Annotated in this window: 31 protein-coding genes; 15 read left to right on the forward strand and 16 right to left on the reverse strand. The window is 28.8% G+C overall.

The window, feature by feature from the left end; all coding sequences use genetic code 11:
- Positions 1 to 132 precede the first annotated feature (132 nt).
- Positions 133 to 615 carry a hypothetical protein gene (locus tag BUA92_RS17975; RefSeq protein ID WP_073021917.1) on the forward strand — a complete coding sequence of 161 codons (483 nt, stop codon included), beginning with the start codon at positions 133 to 135 and terminating at the stop codon, positions 613 to 615.
- On the opposite strand, the gene BUA92_RS17980 is transcribed toward BUA92_RS17975, so the two are convergent.
- From BUA92_RS17980 to BUA92_RS18010, 7 genes are all read right to left on the reverse strand, one after another.
- Entirely contained in the window at positions 605 to 865 is a 261-nt protein-coding gene (locus tag BUA92_RS17980) for a hypothetical protein (protein ID WP_073021919.1), read from the reverse strand. The genes BUA92_RS17975 and BUA92_RS17980 overlap by 11 nt on opposite strands.
- Before the next feature lie 198 nt (positions 866 to 1063).
- Positions 1064 to 1360, reverse strand: coding sequence for a hypothetical protein (locus tag BUA92_RS17985; RefSeq protein WP_073021921.1), 297 nt, complete (start codon positions 1358 to 1360; stop codon positions 1064 to 1066).
- A gap of 130 nt (positions 1361 to 1490) precedes the next feature.
- Positions 1491 to 2486, reverse strand: a complete 996-nt coding sequence (locus BUA92_RS17990) for a ParB/RepB/Spo0J family partition protein (protein ID WP_073021923.1) — start codon at positions 2484 to 2486, stop codon at positions 1491 to 1493.
- A complete protein-coding gene (locus BUA92_RS17995) occupies positions 2470 to 3219 on the reverse strand; it encodes a ParA family protein (RefSeq protein WP_073021924.1) in 750 nt (249 codons plus the stop codon). The genes BUA92_RS17990 and BUA92_RS17995 overlap by 17 nt, the downstream gene beginning before the upstream one ends.
- Positions 3220 to 3458: 239 nt before the next feature.
- Positions 3459 to 3650: a hypothetical protein gene (locus BUA92_RS18000; protein WP_021801668.1), complete on the reverse strand. Its 192-nt coding sequence runs from the start codon at positions 3648 to 3650 to the stop codon at positions 3459 to 3461.
- Positions 3651 to 3730: 80 nt separating this feature from the next.
- On the reverse strand, positions 3731 to 4213 hold the full coding sequence (locus BUA92_RS18005; protein ID WP_083553584.1) for a helix-turn-helix domain-containing protein: 483 nt from the start codon (positions 4211 to 4213) through the stop codon (positions 3731 to 3733).
- An 81-nt stretch (positions 4214 to 4294) separates the two neighbouring features.
- Complete coding sequence (locus tag BUA92_RS18010) at positions 4295 to 4480, reverse strand: excisionase family DNA-binding protein (protein ID WP_073021927.1); 186 nt, start codon at positions 4478 to 4480, stop codon at positions 4295 to 4297.
- An 85-nt stretch (positions 4481 to 4565) separates the two neighbouring features.
- Here BUA92_RS18010 and BUA92_RS18015 point away from each other — a divergent pair, with 85 nt between their 5' ends.
- Positions 4566 to 4775: a hypothetical protein gene (locus BUA92_RS18015; protein ID WP_073021929.1), complete on the forward strand. Its 210-nt coding sequence runs from the start codon at positions 4566 to 4568 to the stop codon at positions 4773 to 4775.
- 116 nt (positions 4776 to 4891) lie between these two features.
- Here the strand turns inward: BUA92_RS18015 and BUA92_RS18020 are convergent, their stop codons facing one another.
- Positions 4892 to 5083 (reverse strand): helix-turn-helix transcriptional regulator, encoded by a 192-nt coding sequence (locus tag BUA92_RS18020; RefSeq protein WP_073021930.1) that lies wholly within the window; start codon positions 5081 to 5083, stop codon positions 4892 to 4894.
- 151 nt (positions 5084 to 5234) lie between these two features.
- On the opposite strand from BUA92_RS18020, the gene BUA92_RS18025 reads away from it, so the two are divergent.
- The 4 genes from BUA92_RS18025 (at position 5235) to BUA92_RS18040 (ending at position 8468) form a co-directional block, all read left to right on the forward strand.
- Entirely contained in the window at positions 5235 to 5597 is a 363-nt protein-coding gene (locus BUA92_RS18025) for a helix-turn-helix domain-containing protein (protein WP_073021932.1), read from the forward strand.
- Between the two features lie 116 nt (positions 5598 to 5713).
- Entirely contained in the window at positions 5714 to 6169 is a 456-nt protein-coding gene (locus BUA92_RS18030; RefSeq protein ID WP_139259381.1) for a hypothetical protein, read from the forward strand.
- Positions 6170 to 6391: 222 nt separating this feature from the next.
- Positions 6392 to 6886 carry an ImmA/IrrE family metallo-endopeptidase gene (locus tag BUA92_RS18035; RefSeq protein WP_073021936.1) on the forward strand — a complete coding sequence of 165 codons (495 nt, stop codon included), beginning with the start codon at positions 6392 to 6394 and terminating at the stop codon, positions 6884 to 6886.
- Positions 6867 to 8468, forward strand: a complete 1602-nt coding sequence (locus BUA92_RS18040; protein WP_073021938.1) for a recombinase family protein — start codon at positions 6867 to 6869, stop codon at positions 8466 to 8468. Before BUA92_RS18035 ends, BUA92_RS18040 begins: the two co-directional genes overlap by 20 nt.
- A 53-nt stretch (positions 8469 to 8521) precedes the next feature.
- On the opposite strand, the gene BUA92_RS18045 is transcribed toward BUA92_RS18040, so the two are convergent.
- Both BUA92_RS18045 and BUA92_RS18050 read right to left on the reverse strand, forming a co-directional pair.
- Entirely contained in the window at positions 8522 to 8854 is a 333-nt protein-coding gene (locus BUA92_RS18045) for an STAS-like domain-containing protein (protein WP_073021940.1), read from the reverse strand.
- Positions 8855 to 8856: 2 nt separating this feature from the next.
- Entirely contained in the window at positions 8857 to 10206 is a 1350-nt protein-coding gene (locus BUA92_RS18050) for a hypothetical protein (RefSeq protein WP_073021943.1), read from the reverse strand.
- A gap of 415 nt (positions 10207 to 10621) precedes the next feature.
- Between BUA92_RS18050 and BUA92_RS18055 the strand changes: the two genes are divergently transcribed.
- Entirely contained in the window at positions 10622 to 10966 is a 345-nt protein-coding gene (locus tag BUA92_RS18055; protein ID WP_073021945.1) for a DUF4274 domain-containing protein, read from the forward strand.
- 86 nt (positions 10967 to 11052) lie between these two features.
- Here BUA92_RS18055 and BUA92_RS18060 read toward each other — a convergent pair whose 3' ends face one another.
- The 5 genes from BUA92_RS18060 to BUA92_RS18080 form a co-directional block, all read right to left on the reverse strand.
- A complete protein-coding gene (locus BUA92_RS18060) occupies positions 11053 to 11484 on the reverse strand; it encodes a hypothetical protein (protein WP_073021948.1) in 432 nt (143 codons plus the stop codon).
- A 20-nt stretch (positions 11485 to 11504) separates the two neighbouring features.
- Positions 11505 to 12203: a hypothetical protein gene (locus BUA92_RS18065; RefSeq protein ID WP_073021950.1), complete on the reverse strand. Its 699-nt coding sequence runs from the start codon at positions 12201 to 12203 to the stop codon at positions 11505 to 11507.
- A 343-nt stretch (positions 12204 to 12546) separates the two neighbouring features.
- Complete coding sequence (locus BUA92_RS18070) at positions 12547 to 13359, reverse strand: hypothetical protein (protein ID WP_073021953.1); 813 nt, start codon at positions 13357 to 13359, stop codon at positions 12547 to 12549.
- Positions 13360 to 13472: 113 nt separating this feature from the next.
- Entirely contained in the window at positions 13473 to 14213 is a 741-nt protein-coding gene (locus tag BUA92_RS18075) for a DUF4085 family protein (RefSeq protein WP_073021955.1), read from the reverse strand.
- A gap of 126 nt (positions 14214 to 14339) precedes the next feature.
- Entirely contained in the window at positions 14340 to 14813 is a 474-nt protein-coding gene (locus BUA92_RS18080; protein WP_073021957.1) for a hypothetical protein, read from the reverse strand.
- 259 nt (positions 14814 to 15072) lie between these two features.
- On the opposite strand from BUA92_RS18080, the gene BUA92_RS18085 reads away from it, so the two are divergent.
- The 8 genes from BUA92_RS18085 to BUA92_RS18120 all read left to right on the forward strand — a co-directional run bounded on the left by BUA92_RS18085 (position 15073) and on the right by BUA92_RS18120 (position 20520).
- The gene (locus BUA92_RS18085) at positions 15073 to 15420 is read left to right on the forward strand and encodes a hypothetical protein (protein WP_073021959.1); all 348 of its coding nucleotides are present in this window, start codon (positions 15073 to 15075) and stop codon (positions 15418 to 15420) included.
- Between the two features lie 333 nt (positions 15421 to 15753).
- A complete protein-coding gene (locus BUA92_RS18090) occupies positions 15754 to 16176 on the forward strand; it encodes a hypothetical protein (RefSeq protein ID WP_073021962.1) in 423 nt (140 codons plus the stop codon).
- Positions 16177 to 16385: 209 nt separating this feature from the next.
- Positions 16386 to 17186, forward strand: coding sequence for an ABC transporter substrate-binding protein (locus BUA92_RS18095; RefSeq protein WP_083553585.1), 801 nt, complete (start codon positions 16386 to 16388; stop codon positions 17184 to 17186).
- Between the two features lie 154 nt (positions 17187 to 17340).
- Complete coding sequence (locus tag BUA92_RS18100) at positions 17341 to 18102, forward strand: ABC transporter ATP-binding protein (RefSeq protein WP_073021963.1); 762 nt, start codon at positions 17341 to 17343, stop codon at positions 18100 to 18102.
- Positions 18092 to 18901 (forward strand): ABC transporter permease, encoded by an 810-nt coding sequence (locus BUA92_RS18105; RefSeq protein WP_073021965.1) that lies wholly within the window; start codon positions 18092 to 18094, stop codon positions 18899 to 18901. Before BUA92_RS18100 ends, BUA92_RS18105 begins: the two co-directional genes overlap by 11 nt.
- Before the next feature lie 183 nt (positions 18902 to 19084).
- On the forward strand, positions 19085 to 19453 hold the full coding sequence (locus tag BUA92_RS18110; protein ID WP_073021966.1) for a CidA/LrgA family protein: 369 nt from the start codon (positions 19085 to 19087) through the stop codon (positions 19451 to 19453).
- Positions 19446 to 20159, forward strand: coding sequence for an LrgB family protein (locus tag BUA92_RS18115; RefSeq protein ID WP_073021968.1), 714 nt, complete (start codon positions 19446 to 19448; stop codon positions 20157 to 20159). Before BUA92_RS18110 ends, BUA92_RS18115 begins: the two co-directional genes overlap by 8 nt.
- 82 nt (positions 20160 to 20241) lie before the next feature.
- Entirely contained in the window at positions 20242 to 20520 is a 279-nt protein-coding gene (locus BUA92_RS18120; RefSeq protein ID WP_073021969.1) for a ribosomal protein L7/L12, read from the forward strand.
- A gap of 69 nt (positions 20521 to 20589) precedes the next feature.
- On the opposite strand, the gene BUA92_RS18125 is transcribed toward BUA92_RS18120, so the two are convergent.
- The gene (locus BUA92_RS18125; protein ID WP_073021975.1) at positions 20590 to 22539 is read right to left on the reverse strand and encodes a DNA topoisomerase; all 1950 of its coding nucleotides are present in this window, start codon (positions 22537 to 22539) and stop codon (positions 20590 to 20592) included.
- Positions 22540 to 22591: the final 52 nt, after the last annotated feature.

Below are 22591 nucleotides of genomic sequence, written 5' to 3' on the forward strand. Positions count from 1 at the left end.
ACTTTCAACTATTCTTATCTTTTAATTCTTCTTATATAACTTAAAATACTTTCTTCAACACCATCTTTTACCTACCAAACATGCTATAATTGTATATATTGTCAAATAATTTTATTTAATGGAGGTATTACAATGTACATAAAAAATATACTGAATAGTATTGAAGAATCTAACAAAATCCAATTTCCTAATCTATATCAATATAATAAGGATGAAATTGATTGGATGTTAGCTTATACTGATTTCTTAGGAATAGATAATGAGGTTGCAATTACAAAGTTTTTAAACAAACACTTACCATCACAGAATATTGAACAAATGCACTTCAACTCTACTCTATTTTTTTATATCTATGATTTATATATTGTTTGTAGATGTAAATTAGCTGATATCAAAAGTGATCTGATAAAACAAACTATTACTGAATTTGAACAAAACAGCATTTTAAACATAGATGCAATTCGTAAAGAAATTTCGCTTCCTATTCCCGAATATGTGTTTAGCAAGTATAAAGAACGTTCTTTTTCTAGTGAGATAGTTAATAACCACATGGATACTGTTGATTCTTCTTTAAAATCATATAGAAATAACGTTTGCCCTGTAACTAAATTATGATTTTATTACTTCCGATTATTTTTAATCGGAAGCTTTTTAATTTATCACTCTTTCTCACAGTAGAAAACCAAAGATATATCTGCTCCTTAGTATTAAACTTATAATCCCCCTTTGGATGCACATAGGCATTACCAAAGGGAACTTTATCTACCTTTTTCACTTTTAAGTTTGTTTCCATTATTTCTATGAACCCAATTGTTATTGTAAATATAGTCTCGTTTTTATCTGGTATTATTCTTACTAAATCCACCAGTCATATATCACAACCTTTATCTTTCTGGATTGTGAGTTATGTTTTTTCTTATTTCCTGTATTTCTGTTTAACTGGTTAACTTCTTATCCAGTTAACTGGTTATCTGTATTTCTGGTTAAATGGTTAACTGGTTATCTTCTTAACTGGTTATCTTCTTAACTGGTTAACTGGTTTTCTGGTTAACTTCTTATCTGGTTAACTGTTTAACTGTTTAAAGCTATAACTATCAATAAGTTTTACAATATGCTCTATGTCGCTTTCAGAAGACCTTAACGCAATAAGTTCTATTCTTATCAAATCAACCAAGTCTTTAAGCTTATTATTTCTTTGAATAAGATCTGCATTATCTGTAGCTATCTCTTTAACTAATTCAGCAAACTCGTTTATTTTTAGTATTAATCCTCCATCTTGTTTTTTAAGTGCCTCCACTTGAATCTTAAGTAGTGGATATTCACTACAAGCTTTTTCTATATATTCATTTGTATAGTTCAATTCTTTATCTCCTAATATTTAATTATTTATAAAAAATCCCACAGAGCTGTACAAAGTATAGGTAACGTAAGGTTTTCTACACCTCACTTTTCTTATTTTTATTTTAGTTTTGCTCTGTGGGTAAAGGGGCTTAATCTTCTTCACAACTTTCCAACCCTGGTATCTCATATACCAACCCATCCGAATACTCGCTATCTCTCAACGTCATCCTTATCAAGTCAAAGGCATCAAATTGACCTTTTACTTCATAGTCAAATTCAGTCCACTTCTGACCTTCCTTTGGCATCATAGTTTTTAATGTTTTTACTCTTTCTTCACAAAGAGCATCTATGGTCTTTAGCTGCTCTTTATCTTTAAAGATGAACTTATCCGATTTTGGTTTCTTTTCTTTAGCTTTAGGTTCTGGATAAATCTCTTTAAGTAATTCTCTATCTCGCTTTCTTTCCACTGGTTGCTTAATTCCTTCTATGAGGATATTGATTTCTTCTTTTGATTCTTTAGGATCTAATTCCTTAATCTGTTTAGCTATTTGCTTTTGTTCTTCTGGTTGTAGGTTTGATACTATTTCTGCTTGGGACAGAGTTATCTTGTCTTTATCTAAGTCTTCTTTAAGCTCTTCATCAAGCTTCTTATCAATCTTCATGTATCTGCCTATTTGAGTACCTGATAGTCCCATAGCTTCACCTATAAGGTCTCTAGTTTTCCCCTTAAGGTCACCTATTGTTCTTTCACTTTTATAAAGTCTTTCTAATCTTCTTACCCCTTTCATCTTTTCTGTAGGGGTCAATTCTCTTGTTTCTTTATTTGTAATTATCAAAATTATCTCAGCCTGTTCATCATTAATATTTTTTAAAACATTGCATTTTGCTTCAGCTTCTCCTAGCTGCTTTAAAGCTGTATATCTTCTATGTCCTGCTAGTATTTCAAAATATCCTGTGTTCATTTCTCTAACCACCAAGTTTTGTAGTAACCCTTGTTTTTTAATAGACTCTGCCAATTCATCAATATTTCTAATTCCATAAAAGTTCTTAGTTGAGGGTATAAGCTTATCTAGGCTTATACTCCTCTCATTAGAAACCTCATCTTCCTTGTTAATCTTGTTAGCTATATCATCTAGCCAAGACATCTAAAATCTCCTCTGTAAGCTTTCTATAGTCTCTTGATGAAGCAGCTTTTCTATCTAAATAAACAACAGGTTTTTGCTCAAAGGTACTTTTTGTTAGGGACACATTTTCTCTAATTGTTTGGTTAAGTATCCTATTTCCTAAGACTTCTCTAAGCTCTTTCTTCTTTTGCTTATTCAAGGTAGTAGCTCTGTCCATAGTTATAAATATTCCTGCCATCTTAACTTCTGGATTATATAGCTTGCCTATCTGATCTACTGTACTTAAAAGGTATGAAAGCCCATCTGCTGAAAACTGATCTATTTTCATAGGGACAAATACATGAGTACTAGCTATCAATGTATTTAAAGTACAATTATTTAAAGATGGTGGACAATCTATTAAAATGTAGTCAAAGTTATCTTTAATATCAGTTATCCAGTTTGTAAGCATAAACTCAACAATTCCATCTGGAGCTGTTCCTTGAATACCAAGAAGCTTCATGTTTGAAGGCATTAAATACAAGTTCTCATAATCAGTCTTTACATAGTCACCTTTTCCATTAGCTAAAATGCTGTATACTGAATTTTGTGTCTTTCCTTCTCCTCCTAAGTACCTAGTTGCATTAGCTTGAGAATCTGTGTCTATAATTAATGTTCTGTAACCCTTGTTAGCCAAAACAGCTCCAATATTAACAACAGAGCTTGTTTTACCTACTCCACCTTTTATGTTTAAAAAACTAACGATTTTAGTCATAACCCTACTCCTCCTAAAAATTCTTTCCTACAAAAGCAACCCTTTTATTGCCATGATTATCTGTCCAAACAATTCTCTCTAACTTAATTTTTTTCATTTTTTACGCTCCTTCACTTTACATATTTCAATATAAAAGCTATAATGGAGCTACGATGTTACAGCATCGTAGTCCTAAAAATTACATAAGAAGATAAACTCTTTTTATAAGGGTTTATTTTTTTTATGTTCTATATAATAAATCACCCATTAGTTGACTCCTCTTTTATCTGCTTCTTAAGCATTTCTATGACAAGCCTTATCTCTTCGTCAGTGTGTTTAGTCTTTAATCCCATGAGTACTCCTCTGGCTTTTGCTTCTTCAAATTTTCGTATGCCTTCTTCTGTAGTTGGATAATTAACTTCAACTTTAAACTTTGTTCTTAACTTCCCCATGTAAATCCCTCCTTTTTTCCATCTTATGAAACTCATTATTAATAAGTTACTTACCTTACTTTTATATAAATTGAAGTTAATTACGCTAAATTTACTAAGTATTTCTCAGCCCAAAGCTTTAACTCATTAGCTGCTTGACTGACTTTATCAAAATAATTAACCACTTCTTTTAATCTTGGTAGTTCATCTTCTGTTATTACGCCATCTTCTGTTACATCAAGTAATGTACCTTTTACGCCTTCAACTTTTCTTAAAATGCTTATCATTTGTAAAGTTACTATCTCTAAAGACTTAATTTCTAACTGTTTTATCTTTTTATGTAACCCTATTGGGCATTCCTTGGAGCAATAGTAATTCAATAACTCAGGCGAATTATATTTTCTAGCCATTATTGCAACTATCTCATCTGGAACCCTTGTTTTTTTGTTCTCATAGTCCGATATAGACCTTTCACTTACTCCTAATAACTCAGAAGCTTTAGCTTGTGTTAAACCTGCATTCTCTCTGCAAGTTTTGTAGTAATTTACGCAAGTTTCATTCATTCCTTTTATACCTCTCGACATTTATAATTAAATTATGTTAATCACATCTAAATACATATAAATTTTATTTTTGCAGAGTTCCCACTTACTCTGCTCTTTTTCTTAAGTATTGATTTCTACAACATCCATGTACTCAATTAATCTACTCTCGTGGATTCCCCAATCACGTCCAACCCTAAATGTTTTAATTCTATTTTTCTTAATTTCTCTTACTACATTGTCTTTCCATACAGATAATATTTCTGCTACCTCACTGTTGAATATGCTTTCATTTTTACTCTCCTCCATTTTTATTTAGTTACTAATTCATTTAACTCCTTTCTGGTATTATAAATTCACTTGTGGTAAAATTTGGTTGAAAGGAGGTGTTTTTATGGGTAGATGCGTTTATTGTGGATCTCTTAACTCTCTGAACCAAATCAAAACTGAAGATGGAACTGAATTTGTGCTCATTTCAAAATCATCTAATGGAAACATTAATAGCTCTATTAGTGGAATAGTTGTAAATGCTCTAGTATGTAAAAAGTGCGGAAACATAACATTAAATAGCCCTGATTTAATCGGTACAACTTCTCAAAAATAGTTTTCCATTTTAACTCTTTAAATTAAATGCCGTATGTTGCTCTGGAACGGGACTTCTAGAGCAATCTAATTTATTTAATCATCCATATCCAAATCTTCATTTGTTCCCTTTAGGAACTATTGATTTAAAAAAATATCGTCTTTTTCATATTGAAATAATTTTTTTATAGAAATAGCCAAATCTAGTGAAGGATTTTTATTTCCTAACTCAATATTTGTATATGAGGTTCTTCCTATCTTCAACCTATTTGCAACGTCCTGTTGCGTTAAATTAGCAGTTAACCTTAATTCTTTTAGAACATTTCTCACTCACTCACCCCGTTTCTTATCGGAACCATAACTCTATTTTAGTTTCATTAAGGAACATTGTCAATACTATTTTAATATTTTTGTTTCTTTTAGACACATATGTTTATTATAGAAACATTTCCATGTAAAATTAATATTAGGAGGTGTCTATATGTCATTTAGTGATAGACTTAAAGATCTTAGAAATTCAAAAGGTTTAACTCAACAGGACTTAGCCGACATATTAAAAGTGGAGAGACCCACAATAGCAGGTTATGAAACTAAAGGTAAGCAGCCTGATTATGAAAAATTATTAATACTATCTAAATATTTTAATGTTTCTATAGATTGGTTATTAGGCAACTCTGATATTAAAGTACAGGCTGAGAAAATTCTAGATAAAAATAATGATAATGAATATACAATAGCTCTTCATAATTCTGATGGATATGATGCAGATCTTCCACCAGAAGCTAGAGAAGAACTTAAAGAGTATATAGAGTTTTTAAAACATAAGTATGGGAAAAGTAACTAATGATAAATTTAGTCCTTAGATTTTTTATTAACACAATCTATTATTTTAAAACAAAACCTCATATAAAATTTCTCGATAAATACGAAAAACATGTCAATTTATATGAAGATTCTATTGTGAATTTTAGAAATAATGCACGTGAATCAAGAAACATTGATGAAAAAATAGAGTTTTATAAAAAAACAATTGACTCATATTACGATTTCAAAGAATTCTGTATATCAAAAGGCTCGAGAGGTAAAAAGTATTTTTCAATACGGTGGCAGCATCGCCGTAATAGCAAAAGCCCTGATTTTGATTATATAGATATTGTTAAACAAGAACTAGACCATATACTATTAAACTATGAGAATCTTAAGTTCCAGTATGAATTTGAAAAAAATGCAAAAGAAATTCTACTTGATTTTATTAAAAAAAATCCTGGAATAATTCAAAAGGATATTTATTCTTTTTTTGATGTACGTCTAAAATCTATCATTCAATATACTTTATTTTTATTAGATAAAGAATCTAAAGTAGAAAGAATAAGAAAAGGTACTAGCTATATACTTAACACAAAAGGGTGTCCATAACGGACACTTTTTTAAGGAGTGCTTTTAATGAAACTTTGTCTATCCTTTTTTAAAGAAAAACTATCAAAAAAATTAAATATAAAAAGTCAATTAAACACTCCATTTAACTAAGGTGTCCATAAAGGGCACCTTTTTTATTTGCATAAATTTTAAACCAAGAGAACATAAGTTCTCATTTTTATGGTATACTATTTTATCATATGACTTTAAGGGGGAATTAGAATGATCACTCTATTAGATATTTATAATATTATTGAGGAAAATGGCATAGTTATTGATGAGGTTAAGTTTGTTTATAAAAACATGATAGGTGCTTACATAAAGTATCCTGGTCTCCCTCCAATCATAGGTATTAATAAAAAAATACTTAAAGATGAAAAAACTTTATTATCAATACTAGCTGAAGAATTAGGTCACCACTTTACTTCTATGGGTGATTTAACTGTTGAATGTATAACTTACTCTGAAAAATTAGAGAAATCAAAGCAAGAACTTAAAGCTCGTACTTGGGCTGCTAATTTCTTGATTAGTGACTTTGATCTTGCTAAGGCTATAAATAAATCTATTAGCCCATCTATAGGAGAACTAGCTGATTACTTTAGGGTTACTCATGAAATTATTGAATGTAAACTTAGATCTGTTCTCTTTTCAAAAACACGTTTCAATTACATAACTAATCAACTTATGGAGGGAATTTATGATAGCTGCAATATATAGTAGAAAAAGCAGACTCTCTGAGAAAGGTGAATCTGTTGAAAATCAAATAGAATTGTGTAAACAGTATGGTAATAACCTTGGAATAACTGATTTTCTTATCTATGAAGATGAAGGTTTCTCTGGAGGCAATACTAATAGACCCAACTTTCAAAAGTTATTAAGTGATGCCAAGAAAAAGCGTTTTAATTATTTAATATGTTATAGGCTTGATAGAATCTCTCGTAATGTTGCTGACTTCTCTACTACTCTTGAAATGTTACAGAAGAATAATATTGAATTTGTTAGCATAAAAGAACAGTTTGATACTTCTTCTCCTATGGGTAGAGCTATGGTCTATATCTCCTCAGTTTTTGCTCAATTGGAGCGTGAAACTATAGCTGAAAGAATAAAGGATAATATGCTTGAACTTGCTAAGACAGGACGTTGGCTTGGTGGTACTCCTCCACTTGGCTTTAAATCCGTTCCTGTTGAATATTCAGGTAAGGAAAATATAAAGAAGATGTATAAGCTTGAAGTTGTGGATAATGAAATGTCTATCGTTAAAAATATATTCTCTCTATATCTTGAAAAAAGAAGTACCTCCACTGTATCAAGGCACCTTTGCACTAACAATGTTAAAGGTAAAAATGGTGGAAACTTCTCTAGGAATACAGTTCTCCAAATCTTAATTAACCCTGTATACACCTTTGCAGATGATAAGATATATAATTACTTTAATGAGTTTGGAGCTACTCTATGCAATGAATTTGATGGTAAACATGGATTAATGGTTTATAACAAGCGTGAAGGTGGTAGGAAAGATAAGCCTGTTAATGAGTGGATCATATCAGCTGCTCTTCATCCTGGTATTATTCCTTCTTCAGAATGGCTAAAATGCCAGGAGATTTTAAAGAGTAACTTATCCAAACCTTCTCCACGCTCTAATACCAGTAATAGATTCTTGTTATCTGGTTTAGTTAAATGTGCTAACTGTGGTAGCAGCATGACTGCATGGAGCCACTTAAATAAGAAGATAAATAAACTTGAAAAATACTATAGGTGTGAACTTAGAAATAGAGCTAGTACCAGATGCTCAACTAAAATGTTAAATGCCTATGCTGCTGAAGATGCAATAATAAATGCTCTAAAAAACATAGACACCAAAACCATAGTTAACTTATACTCCAGCAATGAAAACTCTGAAGCAACAAAACAAGAATTACAAAACGAGTCAAACAACCTTAAAAAGACCATCTCCCATAACAACATGCTAATACAAGGCCTTATAAGAAAACTTGCTCTAATTGAGGACTCTGACACCATTAAACTAATAGAAAATGAACTCAAGACCATAAAAAGCGAAAACCTATCTCATGAGAAAAGATTAAGTCAGATTAACTTAGATCAAATGGCAGCTGAAGACATAGACACCAAAATCATAAGCATCTCATCACACATAAAGACCATAAAAGAATTCTTTGACTATATAGAAGACATAGATGCCAAAAGAGTTATCATCAAAGAAGTTATCGAAAACATAACCTGGGACAATGAAACTTTAGAGATAAACTTGGTTGGGGCTAATGCTTCGTTGAATGTGTAAAGAGAATCCTCTTAATTTTAAATTAAGAGGATTCTCTTATTAAGCTTTTTTGGTTATACTACTTCTGCCTCCACCATCTGATTTCGTTTTATAGCTATATTAATAACCCATTTTAGTTTTCTTTTTTTAGAATCATCTAGTCCGCTAAAGGTAATCAAATCTGCTAGTTTTTCTACATTTGTGGTTGAAAATAAATTGCCAATTGCTTTGTCTAAAAATTTAGTTGTAACCGAAGTTATTTGAGAAAAATCAATAACAACTTTTTCTTTGTTTTCTAAACATTTTTTTATCTGAGGTTTTAACTTTTTGAATACTTTTTCACCAAGCTCTGCAGTATCTGCTTTTTGGGTGCCCGTATATTCAAAGAGATTCACTACTTTTTTCATCTTTAAACCTCCTTATTTTTTATATTTAATAACACATTCCTAATAAACAATATATGCAAATTTACAAAATCTTCTATAGCCTTATATTCGTCATTATTATTATTTTTCTTTGATATTTTATCTTTAGAACTTACATCCTTTGATTTATATCTTAACTCTTCTAGTATTTTTAAAATACTTTCAACTTCGTATGAGATATTTTTAAGATAGTCATCTATGTTATCATCTTCATCAATTTCTTTTATTAATAGTATTAATGCCTTTATATCATAAAACTCGTCATTTACTTTTTCATGAAAAGATATTGGGTTGGATAAATCAAAACAATTATATAAGTCTCTATCGTATACATAAGTCTTTTCTCGGCTTTTATCCTCTTTATAATCTGTAAAAATGCAGTAATTACTATACATTATAGTTGGCAAATCATTTTGTTTTATAATATTTAAATCATCATACAATTTAGTAGATATATATTTAATGCCTTTATATTTCATCTTTTTTAAAACTATTGTTAATATTTGAGGTAAAATATATTCTTCTGAAAAAGTAGATTCTTTTGTGTCTTCTCTTCTAGGAAAACTACAACATGATGAAAGAATCATTGAAAACAACATATTTTTTATTGTATCACTTTTCATAATCTCATCATTATTAACCATGCCATTAATCAAGTTCTCAATCATTTGATTAACCGTAATATTATAATTAGAATTAATCTTTTTGTCAGAAACAATTTTAATGTATTTTTCAAATTTATTTATGTTTTCAAATATTCTAAACGAACTATCACTTTTTGCAAAAAATCTCGATATTCTTAAGTCTTTATAAGTTCCTAGCTCTTTATATACACCATAAGGACTAGAAGAAAAATATAATATAGGTTGTCCTATCAATGAATATCTTTGATTATCTATTAAAAATCTTCTATTAAATGGTATATGAAACATATCCCAATGAGAGATAAACCCTTTACTTATTCTACCTCGGAAAAGTAATTTAGAATTCAAATTATCTTCAAAAATACTATCGCTAAACAAAGCAACTAAGTCTTCCATTTTTTTAATAGCACTTTCTATTTCTGTATTAATCCAATTTATATATATACTTTTTATTTTTTCAAAAAACCTATCTATTTCTTCATAATTCAATTTAGCAAGTTCTGTTTTAATATAAATATTTGATTCTGTATTATATTCTAAACAAATATCAGAATTTATTTTCTCAATAAAATAGCTTTTAAACTCATTTTTATAATTATCTAGTGTATGTTCCAATCTATCTGATCTTATCATAGCACTATGTCTTAATAAATATTGACTATTGTCAGATAAAAAACATATTATGCACATATATCTAAACTCCTTCTAAGGTACCAAATAGAGTTAATTCCTATATAATATCAATATGCTTTGAATCTGAATGTATGATTATTATTAGAACATTATATAAACTATTATTCTAGAAAAAATGTTCTTAATTAATTTGCTATTTCTTTTAATACACTCAGCTTTAAGATATTACAATTAATTATCATTACTATATTTTATTATTACAATCTTGCTAATTATTGTAAGATATTTTATAATTATCACATTAGGTAGAAACCCTGTATTTATCAGAGGTTCTGGTTGATTTACTGAACAAGAATTGGATACCATTTGCAGCTTTGCAGAACTGTTTGGTAAATCTAATCACAATCTCATTAAATAGGAATAATTTGACTATTAGAACTATTACAAATTAACTAGGTGTTGGAGATGTAAAATGATTAATATTAAAGAAATGGATTCAGATCAATTGGATATTCTTATTTCTGCTTACAATTGGGATGATGGTTTCCATACACCTCAAATGGTTATTGATAATAGAAATTGTGAGCTAGCAACTGCCATAAATACTTATTATTTAGCAGATGGTTATTACTATTTTCTTAATAAGATTAATGATAGTACTGAATGGTTTCAATTTATTTCTGGACTATATGAGAGAATATTGACAGGATGCTTTTCAAAAGGAAATTTATCTTATAAAGTTCCTTTGACTAAAACACAAATATACAAGCTTAGAAAGAATAATGTCCCAGAAGTATTCTTAAATGATATTCTATGAGTATGATACTATTTTTGAAATACAAATTAAAAGACACCGTAAATTCCTTTGAATAATACGGTGTTTTTATAGCTTTATATTTAATTTTATTTATAATACTTAAACATCTTTTGATAAAGTTCTCTTGTTTGACTTTCATCACCCCAAGACAAAGGGTCATCAGCATAACACAAAGTCCAAAATGGTTCCTTGCTTTGAATTTCTGATGGCAACACTCTCCATATTGAATACATCTTTGATCCAAATAACTGTATATCCATATCATCTTTATAATAAATTTCTTCTAACTTACTAATTAAGAAACAGCCAAAAGTATCAAAATCAACATTATTCTCTAAACAGTAATCAAAAATAGTTTTAATTGTAGCTTGTATATCTAAAGTTTTTAATTCCAATTCTAATAACAAATCATTATCAGGATGATCTAGGAACTGTACATCAAGATTTTTCTTATATTCTTCATCCGAAATCAATCTTACATACAACAAAATAGCATATGATAATAATATTTCAACCATAATATCTCCTCTACTGATTACTATTTAGTATAGATATAAGACATTTCAGTTTTTCCATTAATAAATTCTCCATGTTCGATTTTAACTACATTCCTTTTTTCGTCCAACTCTATTATCATATTAAATAGTTTCATAGGACTTCCAATTTCACCAATTTGTATTGATTTATTTGAACCCTTTAGATTAGGAACATAGTAATACTCATCGCAATGTACTTTTTTGCTATCATATGAGTCATCAAAATAAATCTCTGACCTTATACTTGCTGAACTCATAATATCAAACCTAATTAACTTGTCATTATCATAAATAGTTCTTGTACTGCTAACTACAGAGCATTTCTTGCCCTCGAGAGTTGTTACACTAAATTCTTCATCATCTTTCCTAATGATATAAGTTTCAAATATTGTACCAAACGAATTAACTTCCTGTATTCTTAAAAGTTTTCCATTACTGTCCAATTCATAAATAACATATCCTTTTTTCCCTTTTGGTATTGATTTTAGTAATCTTCCTTTTGTAAATCCCTTTGTGATTTTATCCAAAACTAAACTTGGACAAAAAAATCCGAGATATGAAGCATTGGTGCTATACCTAACTATAGATTTGTTATTTTCGACAGTATCACGAAGCAGATCATAATTGTCTTCTGCATATTGAAGCATATACTCTCTAAAATCTAAAATATTATCATATTCCTTAAAAAGATTCTCAGACATACCACGTAACTCCTTATATAAAAAACTGGTACCAAAAGTTGGCTAAACCCCATAGTTACCTGTTAGTACTCTACAATTTTAAATCAATTATATCATATTTATCTAAAACCATATTATTCAATTTTCAAAAAAACACTTATTCGAAATATTTTTGTATTGCGAACTAAAAAATACCGTATTATTCAAATGAATTTACGGTATTATCGTAACTTTGTATTAAATTTTATCTGTATAATATTAAGAAAAATGTGAGTTAACTTAACTTTATGCTATACTCATTTTATCCAACTATAAAATTTGAAATTTGTAAATAAACAGATTATATTCACAAAACTCACTCACATTAAATATTATTGCTAACAAATCTCCACTTTAAACTGTATGCTAGAATCCATGTGCCGTTGTATAATGTATCAATAACATCTAAGCAATCATCACAAAAGAATAAAGAAGCATCTTTTACAATCAATGATGTACCAGAAATATCAGAAAAGTAATTATCCAAAGCTGGTCTTATATTAAGTGCAGTAACCCCCTCAAAAACCATTTCCAAATCAGAGCATTGTTGACTTTGAATTTTAACAGTTACTCTTCTCAAATCATCTAATGGATACATGGCTTTATTAGAATCTACGTAAGCTCCACTAATATAATTAATTTCTTTTATAACAGAATCATGTAAATCGCAAGCTAATTCCATAAATATATCAGCATCTTCTTGTGTTTCAACATAGTTCCATTTTGTCTGTATAATTTCGCTATATAAATTGTTTTCAAAAATACTACCTTTTAGAGATATTCTTTCTCCATGTAATAACTTAATTAAGGTATCGGTATCTTCCCATATCCATGGAAATCCAATATACTCAAAAAACTTAATATCATCTGTTAATAATGGTTTATATTTATTTAATTGTTCATCTACTGAATTAGACCTTATGGTTATCCATTCATGTGGTCTATTAGGTAAAATTTTATTAATAAGGGTTGGCAATTCTTTTTCTGTTTTATCAAGATAATCATAAAACATTAAGTAATCCCCAATATTACTAGGAGTCAAAATTAATAGTTTTTCATAATATCCAGAGTTAATAATTGCATAGACCTCAGACTTAAAATACGTATTCGTTTTTTTGTCATAAACACGTACTCTCATTAAACCACCTCTTTTTGCAATGCAGATTATTTATAATTATATCATATTTATCCAAAACCGTATTATTCAACTTTCAAAGAACTATTTACTTCGTAATAATTTCATATTTAGAACTACTGCAAATCTACTTGATTGCGTTTAAAGGAAATATGTTCAGCATAAACACTAAACTCCACTAAATTGCTATTTTTATTTTCAAGCAAAACTTGTAATTCATATTTACCATTTGTTATATATATCTCATCATGAAGCCACCATGAGTATTTCAATAAATTATCTTGATTAATTAACTTATAATTATGAAACTGCACTTCATATATGTCAGTAAACCCATTTGAATTATCAAATGTTATTGATAAGGATTCTTCTGATTGCCTTATATCAGTAATAATACAATCATGAAAGTGTATATTTTCAATTACATTTTTATTAAATGAATTCAATACTTTTTTATAATGTTTATTATATTGTTTAATTGTTCTCTCAACTAACTGTTTATTGTACTCACAAAATAAAGCGACATCATTTATTACTTGATGTGTTGCTTTATTTAATACATAAACTCTAATATCTGCTATTTTTATAAGTATATCTTGTGGAAGTAGTTTTTTAGTATATTCTTGATTATATATAAAACTGTCTTCAAATTGTTTAGTCAAATTTTCTTTATCAAATGGTTTGTTGGTAATGCTGGCAATCTCCTTCCATGAATCTAGGAACTCAATCAATTTTTGATTATATAATTGTTGAAAGTATTCTTCTGAAAATATTTCTGCTTGTTTATCTTCTTCCAAGATTAAATGGAGTCCAATTCTTTGACATGATTCACACCATTCTTTATTAAAATAATTCATTATTTTAGCCCCTTTCTTCAAATAACAATTATTCTTATTTTACATACCGAACAACATACATGTATTTTTATATGAAATATTAAACTTATCCCGTCTCTATAGTTCACAATTATATAATAATATGACTTAACTAATATATTGCTCTGCCTGTAAACCGTCAACAGGAAAATCTTCATCTATCATAGATTTATAATAAAATTCCCCAATTGTACAATTTAAACTTATAAATATATCTCTAGGATTTATGCTTTCATCTTCCCATAAATCGTCATGAAATACATATCCCACCTTCTGATTAATCAAATCAAAAACTATTAAGTCTCCATTTAAGCCTGAACCTATTATTAACAAACCTTCTAATATACATTTTATATTACTTTCATAAGTATTATTATCAGCAATATCATTTACTTTATCAAAATACACATGTTTAAATCTTATATTTCGATTAAAGGAAAATGTTCTTAAAAAGTCTGTAACCTCATCATGAATATTAAATTTATTAATAAAGGCTATTGTCAAATGATTTAATGATTCCTTACAAATTCGTTCTCCTCCATCATTTAATTCTAAAGCTTTCTGAAACAATTCCTTATCCATATTAAGTTCGTTCTCCTTTGCTTTTTATTACTTTGTAATTATAAATAAATTGTATCATATTTATACAATAAAGGAATTTATGGAAAATATAAACTTGGCTAATAAGACTTTATAAATCAACTTAGTTGGTGATACTTCTTCATTGAATATATAAGTCATGTAAAATATTGTAACCATATGCTTATATACTGTATAATTAAGTAAAATAACAATTATAAGATATTATTCACTAAATATAACAAAGCATGGAGATGTATTTATGTTCTCATCAGAATTAATTCATTTAATTAAAGAATCTAATATTCTTTATTCTGTAGTCGTTAATATAGAAAAATCAACTATGGATACTTATGGAGAAAGAAATAGTATCGCTTCAGATAATCTGATAGATATGCTATTTAAAAATATAGACTGTGCTCAAAATCTGTATAGGAGTATTAGTGGACAAATAATGCCTCAATCATGGAGACAAGGAGATATTAAGTGTATAGTTTGTATACCAAAAGCAAATATCATTATTGGATTATTTTATTTTGAGTATAGAGATGCTATACACTCTTATAATTGGTCTAAAGAATTAAATAAAAAACTAATTGAACTAATATAAGGATGTAATAAGATGATTACATCTATAGAATTTCTAAATAGGTGGAATATTGAACCTCACCAATTTATTAACTCTTCAATACCCTAATTGGTAGAGTGTATATTAGCTTATAGCGAGTTTATAGATAAAATTAAAGATATTAGTGGTAATAGAGCCTTTTTAGAAGATACTGCTCCAAGATATCTGATTGATTGTGTATATAGAAAAATATAATTAGCAGATATGATGCGTTAACAGAAGGCAGCTTTTAGAATTATGAATTTAAAAGATTCATGTCTATAGATTAAGTTATTAAAATAGATAAATTAATTTTATTGGAAAGGAAGTTTAATAATGCTTAAATTAAGTAACTTCATTAAAAATGAAGAAGATAGCGATAGTAGTTATATATGCTATAATTTAAATACAAGCGTAAGAATATTTAACTATTTAATGAAGGATGAAGAATTAGACGAAATTTATATATATGTATCTACTAGTATTAAATTAATAGATGTAATAAAGTATGTAATAAACTACATAGATTGGTTTAGTGCCTGTGAAGATGTACTAACATCATATTATGAAAATAAGATTGGTGAAAAAGTATATAGAACATGGTTTAGTGAAATAGAAGTATATAGAATAGACTTCACATTTAATGATGAATATGATTATGGTGCAACAGTCTATTGTGGCGATAGAATTTACATAGATCATTCTTTAGAAATAGATTTTGATAAAACAAACATATTGGACATAAGATTAAATGGGTAATCAATCCGTCCTCATTTCTTATACGAAACAAAAAAAGAAGTATGTAAAGATGTAATCATTAATAATACCCACTCTATTCTTAAACATAGACTAAATTTTCAATCTTGCTAATTATTGTAGAATATTTTATAATTATTACATAGGCAGAAACCTTGTTTTTATCAGGGTTTCTGCCTACTTGCATTTTGGAAGGGGTTGCAGACAAAACAATGCAGCAAGTTCTTAGTAAAAATGCTGATATAGGTTTTGCAGGTCCAGAACAAGTTGTCTATATTAACAATCAAGGCAGAGAAGATTATCCTGTACTTTTTGCAACTTTAACTCAAAGAGATGGTTCATTTTTGGTTAGCAGAAGTGATGAGAAGAATTTTGATTGGAGTTCATTAAAAGGTAAAACTGTAATAGGTGGAAGGCCTGGTGGTGTTCCTCAAATGACTTTAGAATATGTTCTTAAGAATCATGGATTAAAACCTGGGTCTGATGTTAATTTTGTTACTAATTTAGATTTTACTGCTACAGCAGCTGCTTTTAAGGCAGGCACTGGAAATTATGTTGCTTTATTCGAACCTACAGCTTCTGTTTTAGAAAAAGATGGAGGCGCGTATATTGTTAGCTCTATAGGAAAAGAAGCAGGTCCTATTGCTTATACTGGATTCTTCGCTACAAAATCTTATATGGATAATAATCCTGATACCATTCAATCCTTTACTAATGCAATTTATAAGGGTCAATTATGGGTAGCTAAAGCTTCAGATGAAGAAGTTGCAAAAGCTATAGCCTCTTTCTTCCCTGGAACAGATGAAGGAATCTTAGTTAATGTTGTTAAAAATTATAGAGAAGCTGAAGCATTTGCAGAGCTTCCAACAGTTAAGGAAGAAAACCTAACTAAGTTAATGGATATTATACAATCCTATGACAGCTCTCTTATGCCTAAACGTCCTGAATTTAATAAGATAGTTAATAATAGTTTTTCTGAAAAAGCAGTTAGTGAAGTTAAATTAAGTAAATAGTATTCTTATGTTCTGATACTAAATAATAAAAAATTAATAATTTATAGTTAAGAGTTAATGTAGTCGAATTTCATCCTTAACTCTTAACTATTCTCTCTTCACTATTAACTATTAACTGTTCCTTGTACATATTATTTTAAAGGCAGGTGAGAATATGAGTTTATTAAAACTTAAAGATATAAATTTAAACTATCATTCAAAATCTGGAGAAGTTAAAACTCTTAATAATATAAATCTTGAACTATCTGAGGGTGAATTTATAACTATTTTAGGCCCTTCTGGTTGTGGAAAATCTACACTACTAAACATCGTAAGTGGACTTATAGCTCCCTCCTCTGGTGAAATCACTTTTAATGGTGAGTCCATAGAACTACACAAAGATAGGATGGGATATATGTTTCAAAAGGATCATCTATTTCCATGGCTTTCTGTGTGGAATAATGTACTTCTTCCATTAAAGATAAAACATCAACTTAGTGAGGAAAAGCTTCTTAAAGCTGAGAAACTTCTTAAGTCCTATTCTTTATGGGAATTTAAAGATAGATTACCTTCTGATTTATCTGGAGGTATGAGGCAAAGAGTTGCCTTAATTAGAACTTTAACTCTAGATCCAGAGTTATTACTTTTAGATGAACCTTTTTCTGCTTTGGATTATCAAACTAGACTTAAGGTTTGTGATGAGGTTTATGAAATAATTAAAAATGAAGGCAAAACTGCTATTATGGTTACTCATGATATAAGTGAAGCTATATCTTTAGCTAAAAGGGTAATTATATTATCAAAAAGGCCAGCTTATATAAAAAGAGAATTAAATCTAGTCTTCTCTCCTAATGCAGATACTCCTTTCAAAAAAAGAAAAGAGGAAAACTTCAGAAAATATTTTGATGAAATATGGAGGGATTTAGATGAACAATAATAAAGCCGAAATATCTCAAAGTCAAAAACTTTATCTTAGAAATTTAAAAATTGAAAAATTCAAGGTTGGATTTGTTAGGGTTTTTATTCTTGTTGCCTTTGTGCTATTGTGGGAGATAGCTGCTGACAACAAATGGATAGATCCTTTTTTAACCTCTTCACCAAGTAGAATTGTAAAGTCAACAATTTCACTTTATAATAGTGGCATATTACTAAGGCATATATGGGTAACTTGTTATGAAACCATAATCGGATTTACTTTAGGTACAGTTTTAGGTACACTGGTTGCTATAGTACTATGGACTTCCCCCTTTACAGCTAAAGTTTTAGATCCGTATTTAGTTGTTTTAAATGCATTACCTAAGGTTGCATTAGCTCCTATTATAATATTCTGGGCAGGTAATGGAATTAAGTCTATAATAGTAATAACTCTTTTGATTTCTATAATAGTTACTATTATAAGTGTTGCCTCTGGTTTTAATGAAGTTGATAAAGAAAAGATTCTTCTATTAAAAACCTTTGGGGCAAATAAGTTTCAAATTCTCAAACACTTAATTATTCCAGCTTCTATACCAACTTTAATCTCTGCATTAAAAATAAATGTAGGACTTTCTTGGGTCGGTGTAATTATGGGTGAATTTTTAGTTGCAAGAGAAGGTTTAGGATTTTTAATAGTTTATGGTGGTCAGGTAGCACAACTTGATATGGTTATGATGAGCATAATATTACTTTCTATAATCGCTTATTTAATGTATAAAGCTGTTTGGTTTGTAGAAAAAAAGATAACTAACAATTTTTAAATTAGATATTTTTATGTAAAGAGAACCTTAAACCTTGGTTCTCTTTAGTTTTTATTAAATTACCCCTTGTCCCATTAAAACTTCAAAATGTAATTGTTTTAGCTATATATTCTATATCAATTTGAAATTTTACTTATCTTCTCTATGGTGATAAAGTTAACTGTATACTTAAGGAGGATTAATATGAAATTATTTAGAGAATTGCTGATCATTTTAAGTGTATATTTTTTAGGTGAATTTTTATCTAAAGCACTTAATTTACCCATACCAGGAAACATATTAGGAATGTTAATTTTACTTACTTTACTATTAACTAATGTTGTTAAAGTTAATCAAGTTGAAAAAGTATCAAATTTCTTTCTTGATCATTTAAGTTTTTTCTTTATACCTGCAGGAGTTGGATTAATAACCTCCGTTGCTGTTATTAAGGATTCATGGTACAAGCTTCTTGTTGTATGTATTTTAACTACTATCATAGTAATTATATCGACTGGAACAATAGTACAATATCTATCAAATAAAAAGATTAAAGGAAGTGAAAAAAGTGAGTAATTTAGTAAGCTCTCCTTTATTTGGAATTATATTATCATTAATTGCTTTTGAAATAGGACTATTTTTATATAGGAAAACTAAGTTTCCTCTCTTTAATCCTCTTTTAATAGCTATTGTTATTGTTTTATCCGTTCTACTCTTGTTCAAAATTGATTACTCCAACTTTGAAGAAGGTGGGAAGTTTATCAATATGTTTTTAGGTCCTGCTACTGTAGTTTTAGCTGTCCCTTTATATAAACAGATAACTTTATTGAAAAAGCATGCAATACCTATTACAGTTGGTATTTTAGTTGGGAGTTCTGTTGGAATAGCTAGTATAATAATTTTATCTTATTACATAGGATTAGATGGAACCTTAATAAAATCCTTATTAGCTAAATCTGTTACAACTCCTATAGGAATGGAAATTTCTAAATCCCTAAATGGTATAGTTCCTGTAACAGTTATTGCAATTATAATATCTGGTATAGCTGGAGCAATTGTAGGACCTACTGTTTGTAAGATATTTAAAATCAAAAATGAATTAGCAGTTGGAATATCTTTAGGAACTGCTGCTCATGCTGTTGGAACCTCAAAAGCTTTAGAAATAGGTGAAACAGAAGGTGCAATGAGCTCTTTATCTATAGGGATAGCTGGAATTATGACTGTATTTTTAGCTCCACTTATATATAATTTTGCATTATTCATTCATAATCTAATAAAATAGTACACTCAAAGAGGATTTTGAAATTTAAAGTAGAATATATTAAATCAATGATATCTTTGATTTGGTTAAGAGAGGAGTAATTATGGAGTATTTTACATATCCATTGTTTGCTTTTATGTTTATGGCGGCACTATTTACTATTAGCAATTTAAGTAGTGAACTTAAAAGAAGCAACAAACTGTTAGAAAAAATTGCTAATCATATTGGAGCAATTAATCCTCCAGTATCTGCACTGGAAGATGAAGAGTTTAATCTTTATATTTCTAAACAAGAAAAGATTAAAGCAATAAAGAGATATAGAGAATTAACTGGTGAAGGCTTACGAGAAGCTAAGGATTACGTTGATTCGCTTTTTAAATAAAATAAACTACATAATACTTTGTAAAACTTTATATGCAAAAAGAGCCATGCAACTTAATGCAATGGCTCTTTATTCATATACAACCTTAACTTTCAGTAATTTCTTATTTATATTTGATAGGATTAAGTTACTATGGTGCATAACCTTATTTATATTGGTTTTTGTGTAGCTTTCTAGTTTGTGCATAAATTCATCTGAAGATATCTCTTTACCGTATACCATACCTAATCCCTTTTCCCATGAGGCTGTTAAGGTTGGATTAAGAAGTGATGGTATAGATTCTTTTATAACCTCGTATATCATTTCTCCCTTTTTAGTTGGAGTTAAAATTTGTGTCTTGCTATTTGATTGAAGATATTCAATTCTTATAAGTTTTTTTATTATTTCTGCTCTTGTAGCTGATGTTCCTATTCCACTACCTTTTATCTGTTCTCTTAATTCATCATCTTCAATAAGTTTACCTGCATTTTCCATGGCTATAATTATTGATCCCGTTGTATATCTTTTAGGTGGTGTGGTTTCCCCTTCTTTTATTGAAAGTTCTTTAAGAGGTAGCTTTTTACCCTTCTTTAATGAACTTATGTCTAGTTCCTTGTCATCAGCTTCTTCTTTACCTAAAACCTCTAAATACCCCTTCTCTACTAATATTTTTTTGGAGAAATAAAATCTTTCTTTTTCAATCTCAACGCTCATATTAGTTTTGCTGTATTTAGCTGGAGGATAAAAAATGCTTATAAATCTTCTTAATACAAGCTCATAAACTTCCATCTCAAGCTTTGTAAGTCCAGCTGAAGCATATTCCCCTGTAGGAATAATGGCATAATGGTCAGTAATCTTTGAGTCGTCTACATATTTACTTTTAGCTATTTTAGATGACCATTTATTTTCAGATATTTTAGTCAAAAGTTCCTTTACCCAAGATTCTTTAACATTCTTATATATATTTGAAAGATTTTTCCCTATATCTTTTGCAACTGCACTTGATAATACCCTTGCATCCGTTCTTGGATAGGTTAACATCTTTTTCTCATATAATTTTTGAGCTATTCCTAAAGTTTCATCAGGACTAATTTTAAACCTTTTAGTACATTCATTTTGAAGTTCTGCTAAGTTAAATAATAAAGGAGCATTTTTACTTTCTTTAGTTTTCTTTATTTCAACTATTTCACCTTCATTAAAAGTTTTAAGTTTATTTATTAAACCTTCCGCATCTTCTCTTTTCCTGAAGCCTCCTTCATTATAAAGCAGATGGGAATTATAATAATTTGATCCTTCATAACTTTTCCATTCCAAAATAAGATCTTCTTCCCCTAATAAAAAGTTACCGTTTATTTTGAAAAATGGTGTTTTCTTAAATTCTCTTATTTCTCTTTCTTTATCAACTACCATTGCAAGAACACAACTCATTACTCTTCCAACAGCTATAACAACCTTATCTTCCTTTAATACTGAGGAAAGATTTTTTGCGTATAAAAGGCTTAATACTCTTGAGAAGTTTATTCCTAAAAGATAATCTTCCTTTGCTCTTAAATAAGCCGAATCCCCTAATGAATCATAATAAGAAAGAGGTTTAGCTTCTTTAATCCCTCTTTTTATTTCATCCTCTGTTTGTGAATCTATCCATACTCTAAATTTATCCTTTTTAGGTTCTCCAGACATTTTATCTACAAGTCTATAAATATACTCTCCCTCTCGCCCGGAGTCTGTACAAACATATACTTTATCTATATCTTCTCTATTTAGTAGACTATTAACTATGTTAAATTGTTTGCTTACACTTGGAATAATTTCATACAAGTACTCCTTAGGTAAAAAGGGAAGATCTTTTAAATTCCAGAATTTATATTGTGGTGCATATTTTTCAGGATAACTCATGCTGACCATATGTCCTACACACCAAGTAAAAACAGCCTTATCTCCTTCTATGTATCCATCTTTTCTATTTCCATTAATTTTAAGGATTTTAATAAAATCCATTGCTACAGAAGGTTTCTCCATAACAAAAAGAGCTTTAGCCATAAACATCTCCTCTTCCAAATTAATAAGGCTCCAAAACTTAGGAGCCTTATAC

It is taken from the genome of Clostridium intestinale DSM 6191, from assembly GCF_900130055.1.
Classification (GTDB): domain Bacteria; phylum Bacillota; class Clostridia; order Clostridiales; family Clostridiaceae; genus Clostridium_T; species Clostridium_T intestinale.

Excerpts from the sequence above, each read along its gene's own strand:
- BUA92_RS17975 (WP_073021917.1), top strand. The coding sequence starts at position 133 with ATGTACATAAAAAATATACTGAATAGTATTGAAGAATCTAACAAAATC.
- BUA92_RS17990 (WP_073021923.1), bottom strand. The coding sequence starts at position 2,486 with ATGTCTTGGCTAGATGATATAGCTAACAAGATTAACAAGGAAGATGAG.
- BUA92_RS17995 (WP_073021924.1), bottom strand. The coding sequence starts at position 3,219 with ATGACTAAAATCGTTAGTTTTTTAAACATAAAAGGTGGAGTAGGTAAA.
- BUA92_RS18000 (WP_021801668.1), bottom strand. The coding sequence starts at position 3,650 with ATGGGGAAGTTAAGAACAAAGTTTAAAGTTGAAGTTAATTATCCAACT.
- BUA92_RS18005 (WP_083553584.1), bottom strand. The coding sequence starts at position 4,213 with ATGTCGAGAGGTATAAAAGGAATGAATGAAACTTGCGTAAATTACTAC.
- BUA92_RS18010 (WP_073021927.1), bottom strand. The coding sequence starts at position 4,480 with ATGGAGGAGAGTAAAAATGAAAGCATATTCAACAGTGAGGTAGCAGAA.
- BUA92_RS18015 (WP_073021929.1), top strand. The coding sequence starts at position 4,566 with ATGGGTAGATGCGTTTATTGTGGATCTCTTAACTCTCTGAACCAAATC.
- BUA92_RS18025 (WP_073021932.1), top strand. The coding sequence starts at position 5,235 with ATGTCATTTAGTGATAGACTTAAAGATCTTAGAAATTCAAAAGGTTTA.
- BUA92_RS18035 (WP_073021936.1), top strand. The coding sequence starts at position 6,392 with ATGATCACTCTATTAGATATTTATAATATTATTGAGGAAAATGGCATA.
- BUA92_RS18040 (WP_073021938.1), top strand. The coding sequence starts at position 6,867 with ATGATAGCTGCAATATATAGTAGAAAAAGCAGACTCTCTGAGAAAGGT.
- BUA92_RS18045 (WP_073021940.1), bottom strand. The coding sequence starts at position 8,854 with ATGAAAAAAGTAGTGAATCTCTTTGAATATACGGGCACCCAAAAAGCA.
- BUA92_RS18050 (WP_073021943.1), bottom strand. The coding sequence starts at position 10,206 with ATGTGCATAATATGTTTTTTATCTGACAATAGTCAATATTTATTAAGA.
- BUA92_RS18055 (WP_073021945.1), top strand. The coding sequence starts at position 10,622 with ATGATTAATATTAAAGAAATGGATTCAGATCAATTGGATATTCTTATT.
- BUA92_RS18060 (WP_073021948.1), bottom strand. The coding sequence starts at position 11,484 with ATGGTTGAAATATTATTATCATATGCTATTTTGTTGTATGTAAGATTG.
- BUA92_RS18065 (WP_073021950.1), bottom strand. The coding sequence starts at position 12,203 with ATGTCTGAGAATCTTTTTAAGGAATATGATAATATTTTAGATTTTAGA.
- BUA92_RS18070 (WP_073021953.1), bottom strand. The coding sequence starts at position 13,359 with ATGAGAGTACGTGTTTATGACAAAAAAACGAATACGTATTTTAAGTCT.
- BUA92_RS18075 (WP_073021955.1), bottom strand. The coding sequence starts at position 14,213 with ATGAATTATTTTAATAAAGAATGGTGTGAATCATGTCAAAGAATTGGA.
- BUA92_RS18080 (WP_073021957.1), bottom strand. The coding sequence starts at position 14,813 with ATGGATAAGGAATTGTTTCAGAAAGCTTTAGAATTAAATGATGGAGGA.
- BUA92_RS18085 (WP_073021959.1), top strand. The coding sequence starts at position 15,073 with ATGTTCTCATCAGAATTAATTCATTTAATTAAAGAATCTAATATTCTT.
- BUA92_RS18090 (WP_073021962.1), top strand. The coding sequence starts at position 15,754 with ATGCTTAAATTAAGTAACTTCATTAAAAATGAAGAAGATAGCGATAGT.
- BUA92_RS18095 (WP_083553585.1), top strand. The coding sequence starts at position 16,386 with ATGCAGCAAGTTCTTAGTAAAAATGCTGATATAGGTTTTGCAGGTCCA.
- BUA92_RS18100 (WP_073021963.1), top strand. The coding sequence starts at position 17,341 with ATGAGTTTATTAAAACTTAAAGATATAAATTTAAACTATCATTCAAAA.
- BUA92_RS18105 (WP_073021965.1), top strand. The coding sequence starts at position 18,092 with ATGAACAATAATAAAGCCGAAATATCTCAAAGTCAAAAACTTTATCTT.
- BUA92_RS18110 (WP_073021966.1), top strand. The coding sequence starts at position 19,085 with ATGAAATTATTTAGAGAATTGCTGATCATTTTAAGTGTATATTTTTTA.
- BUA92_RS18120 (WP_073021969.1), top strand. The coding sequence starts at position 20,242 with ATGGAGTATTTTACATATCCATTGTTTGCTTTTATGTTTATGGCGGCA.
- BUA92_RS18125 (WP_073021975.1), bottom strand. The coding sequence starts at position 22,539 with ATGGCTAAAGCTCTTTTTGTTATGGAGAAACCTTCTGTAGCAATGGAT.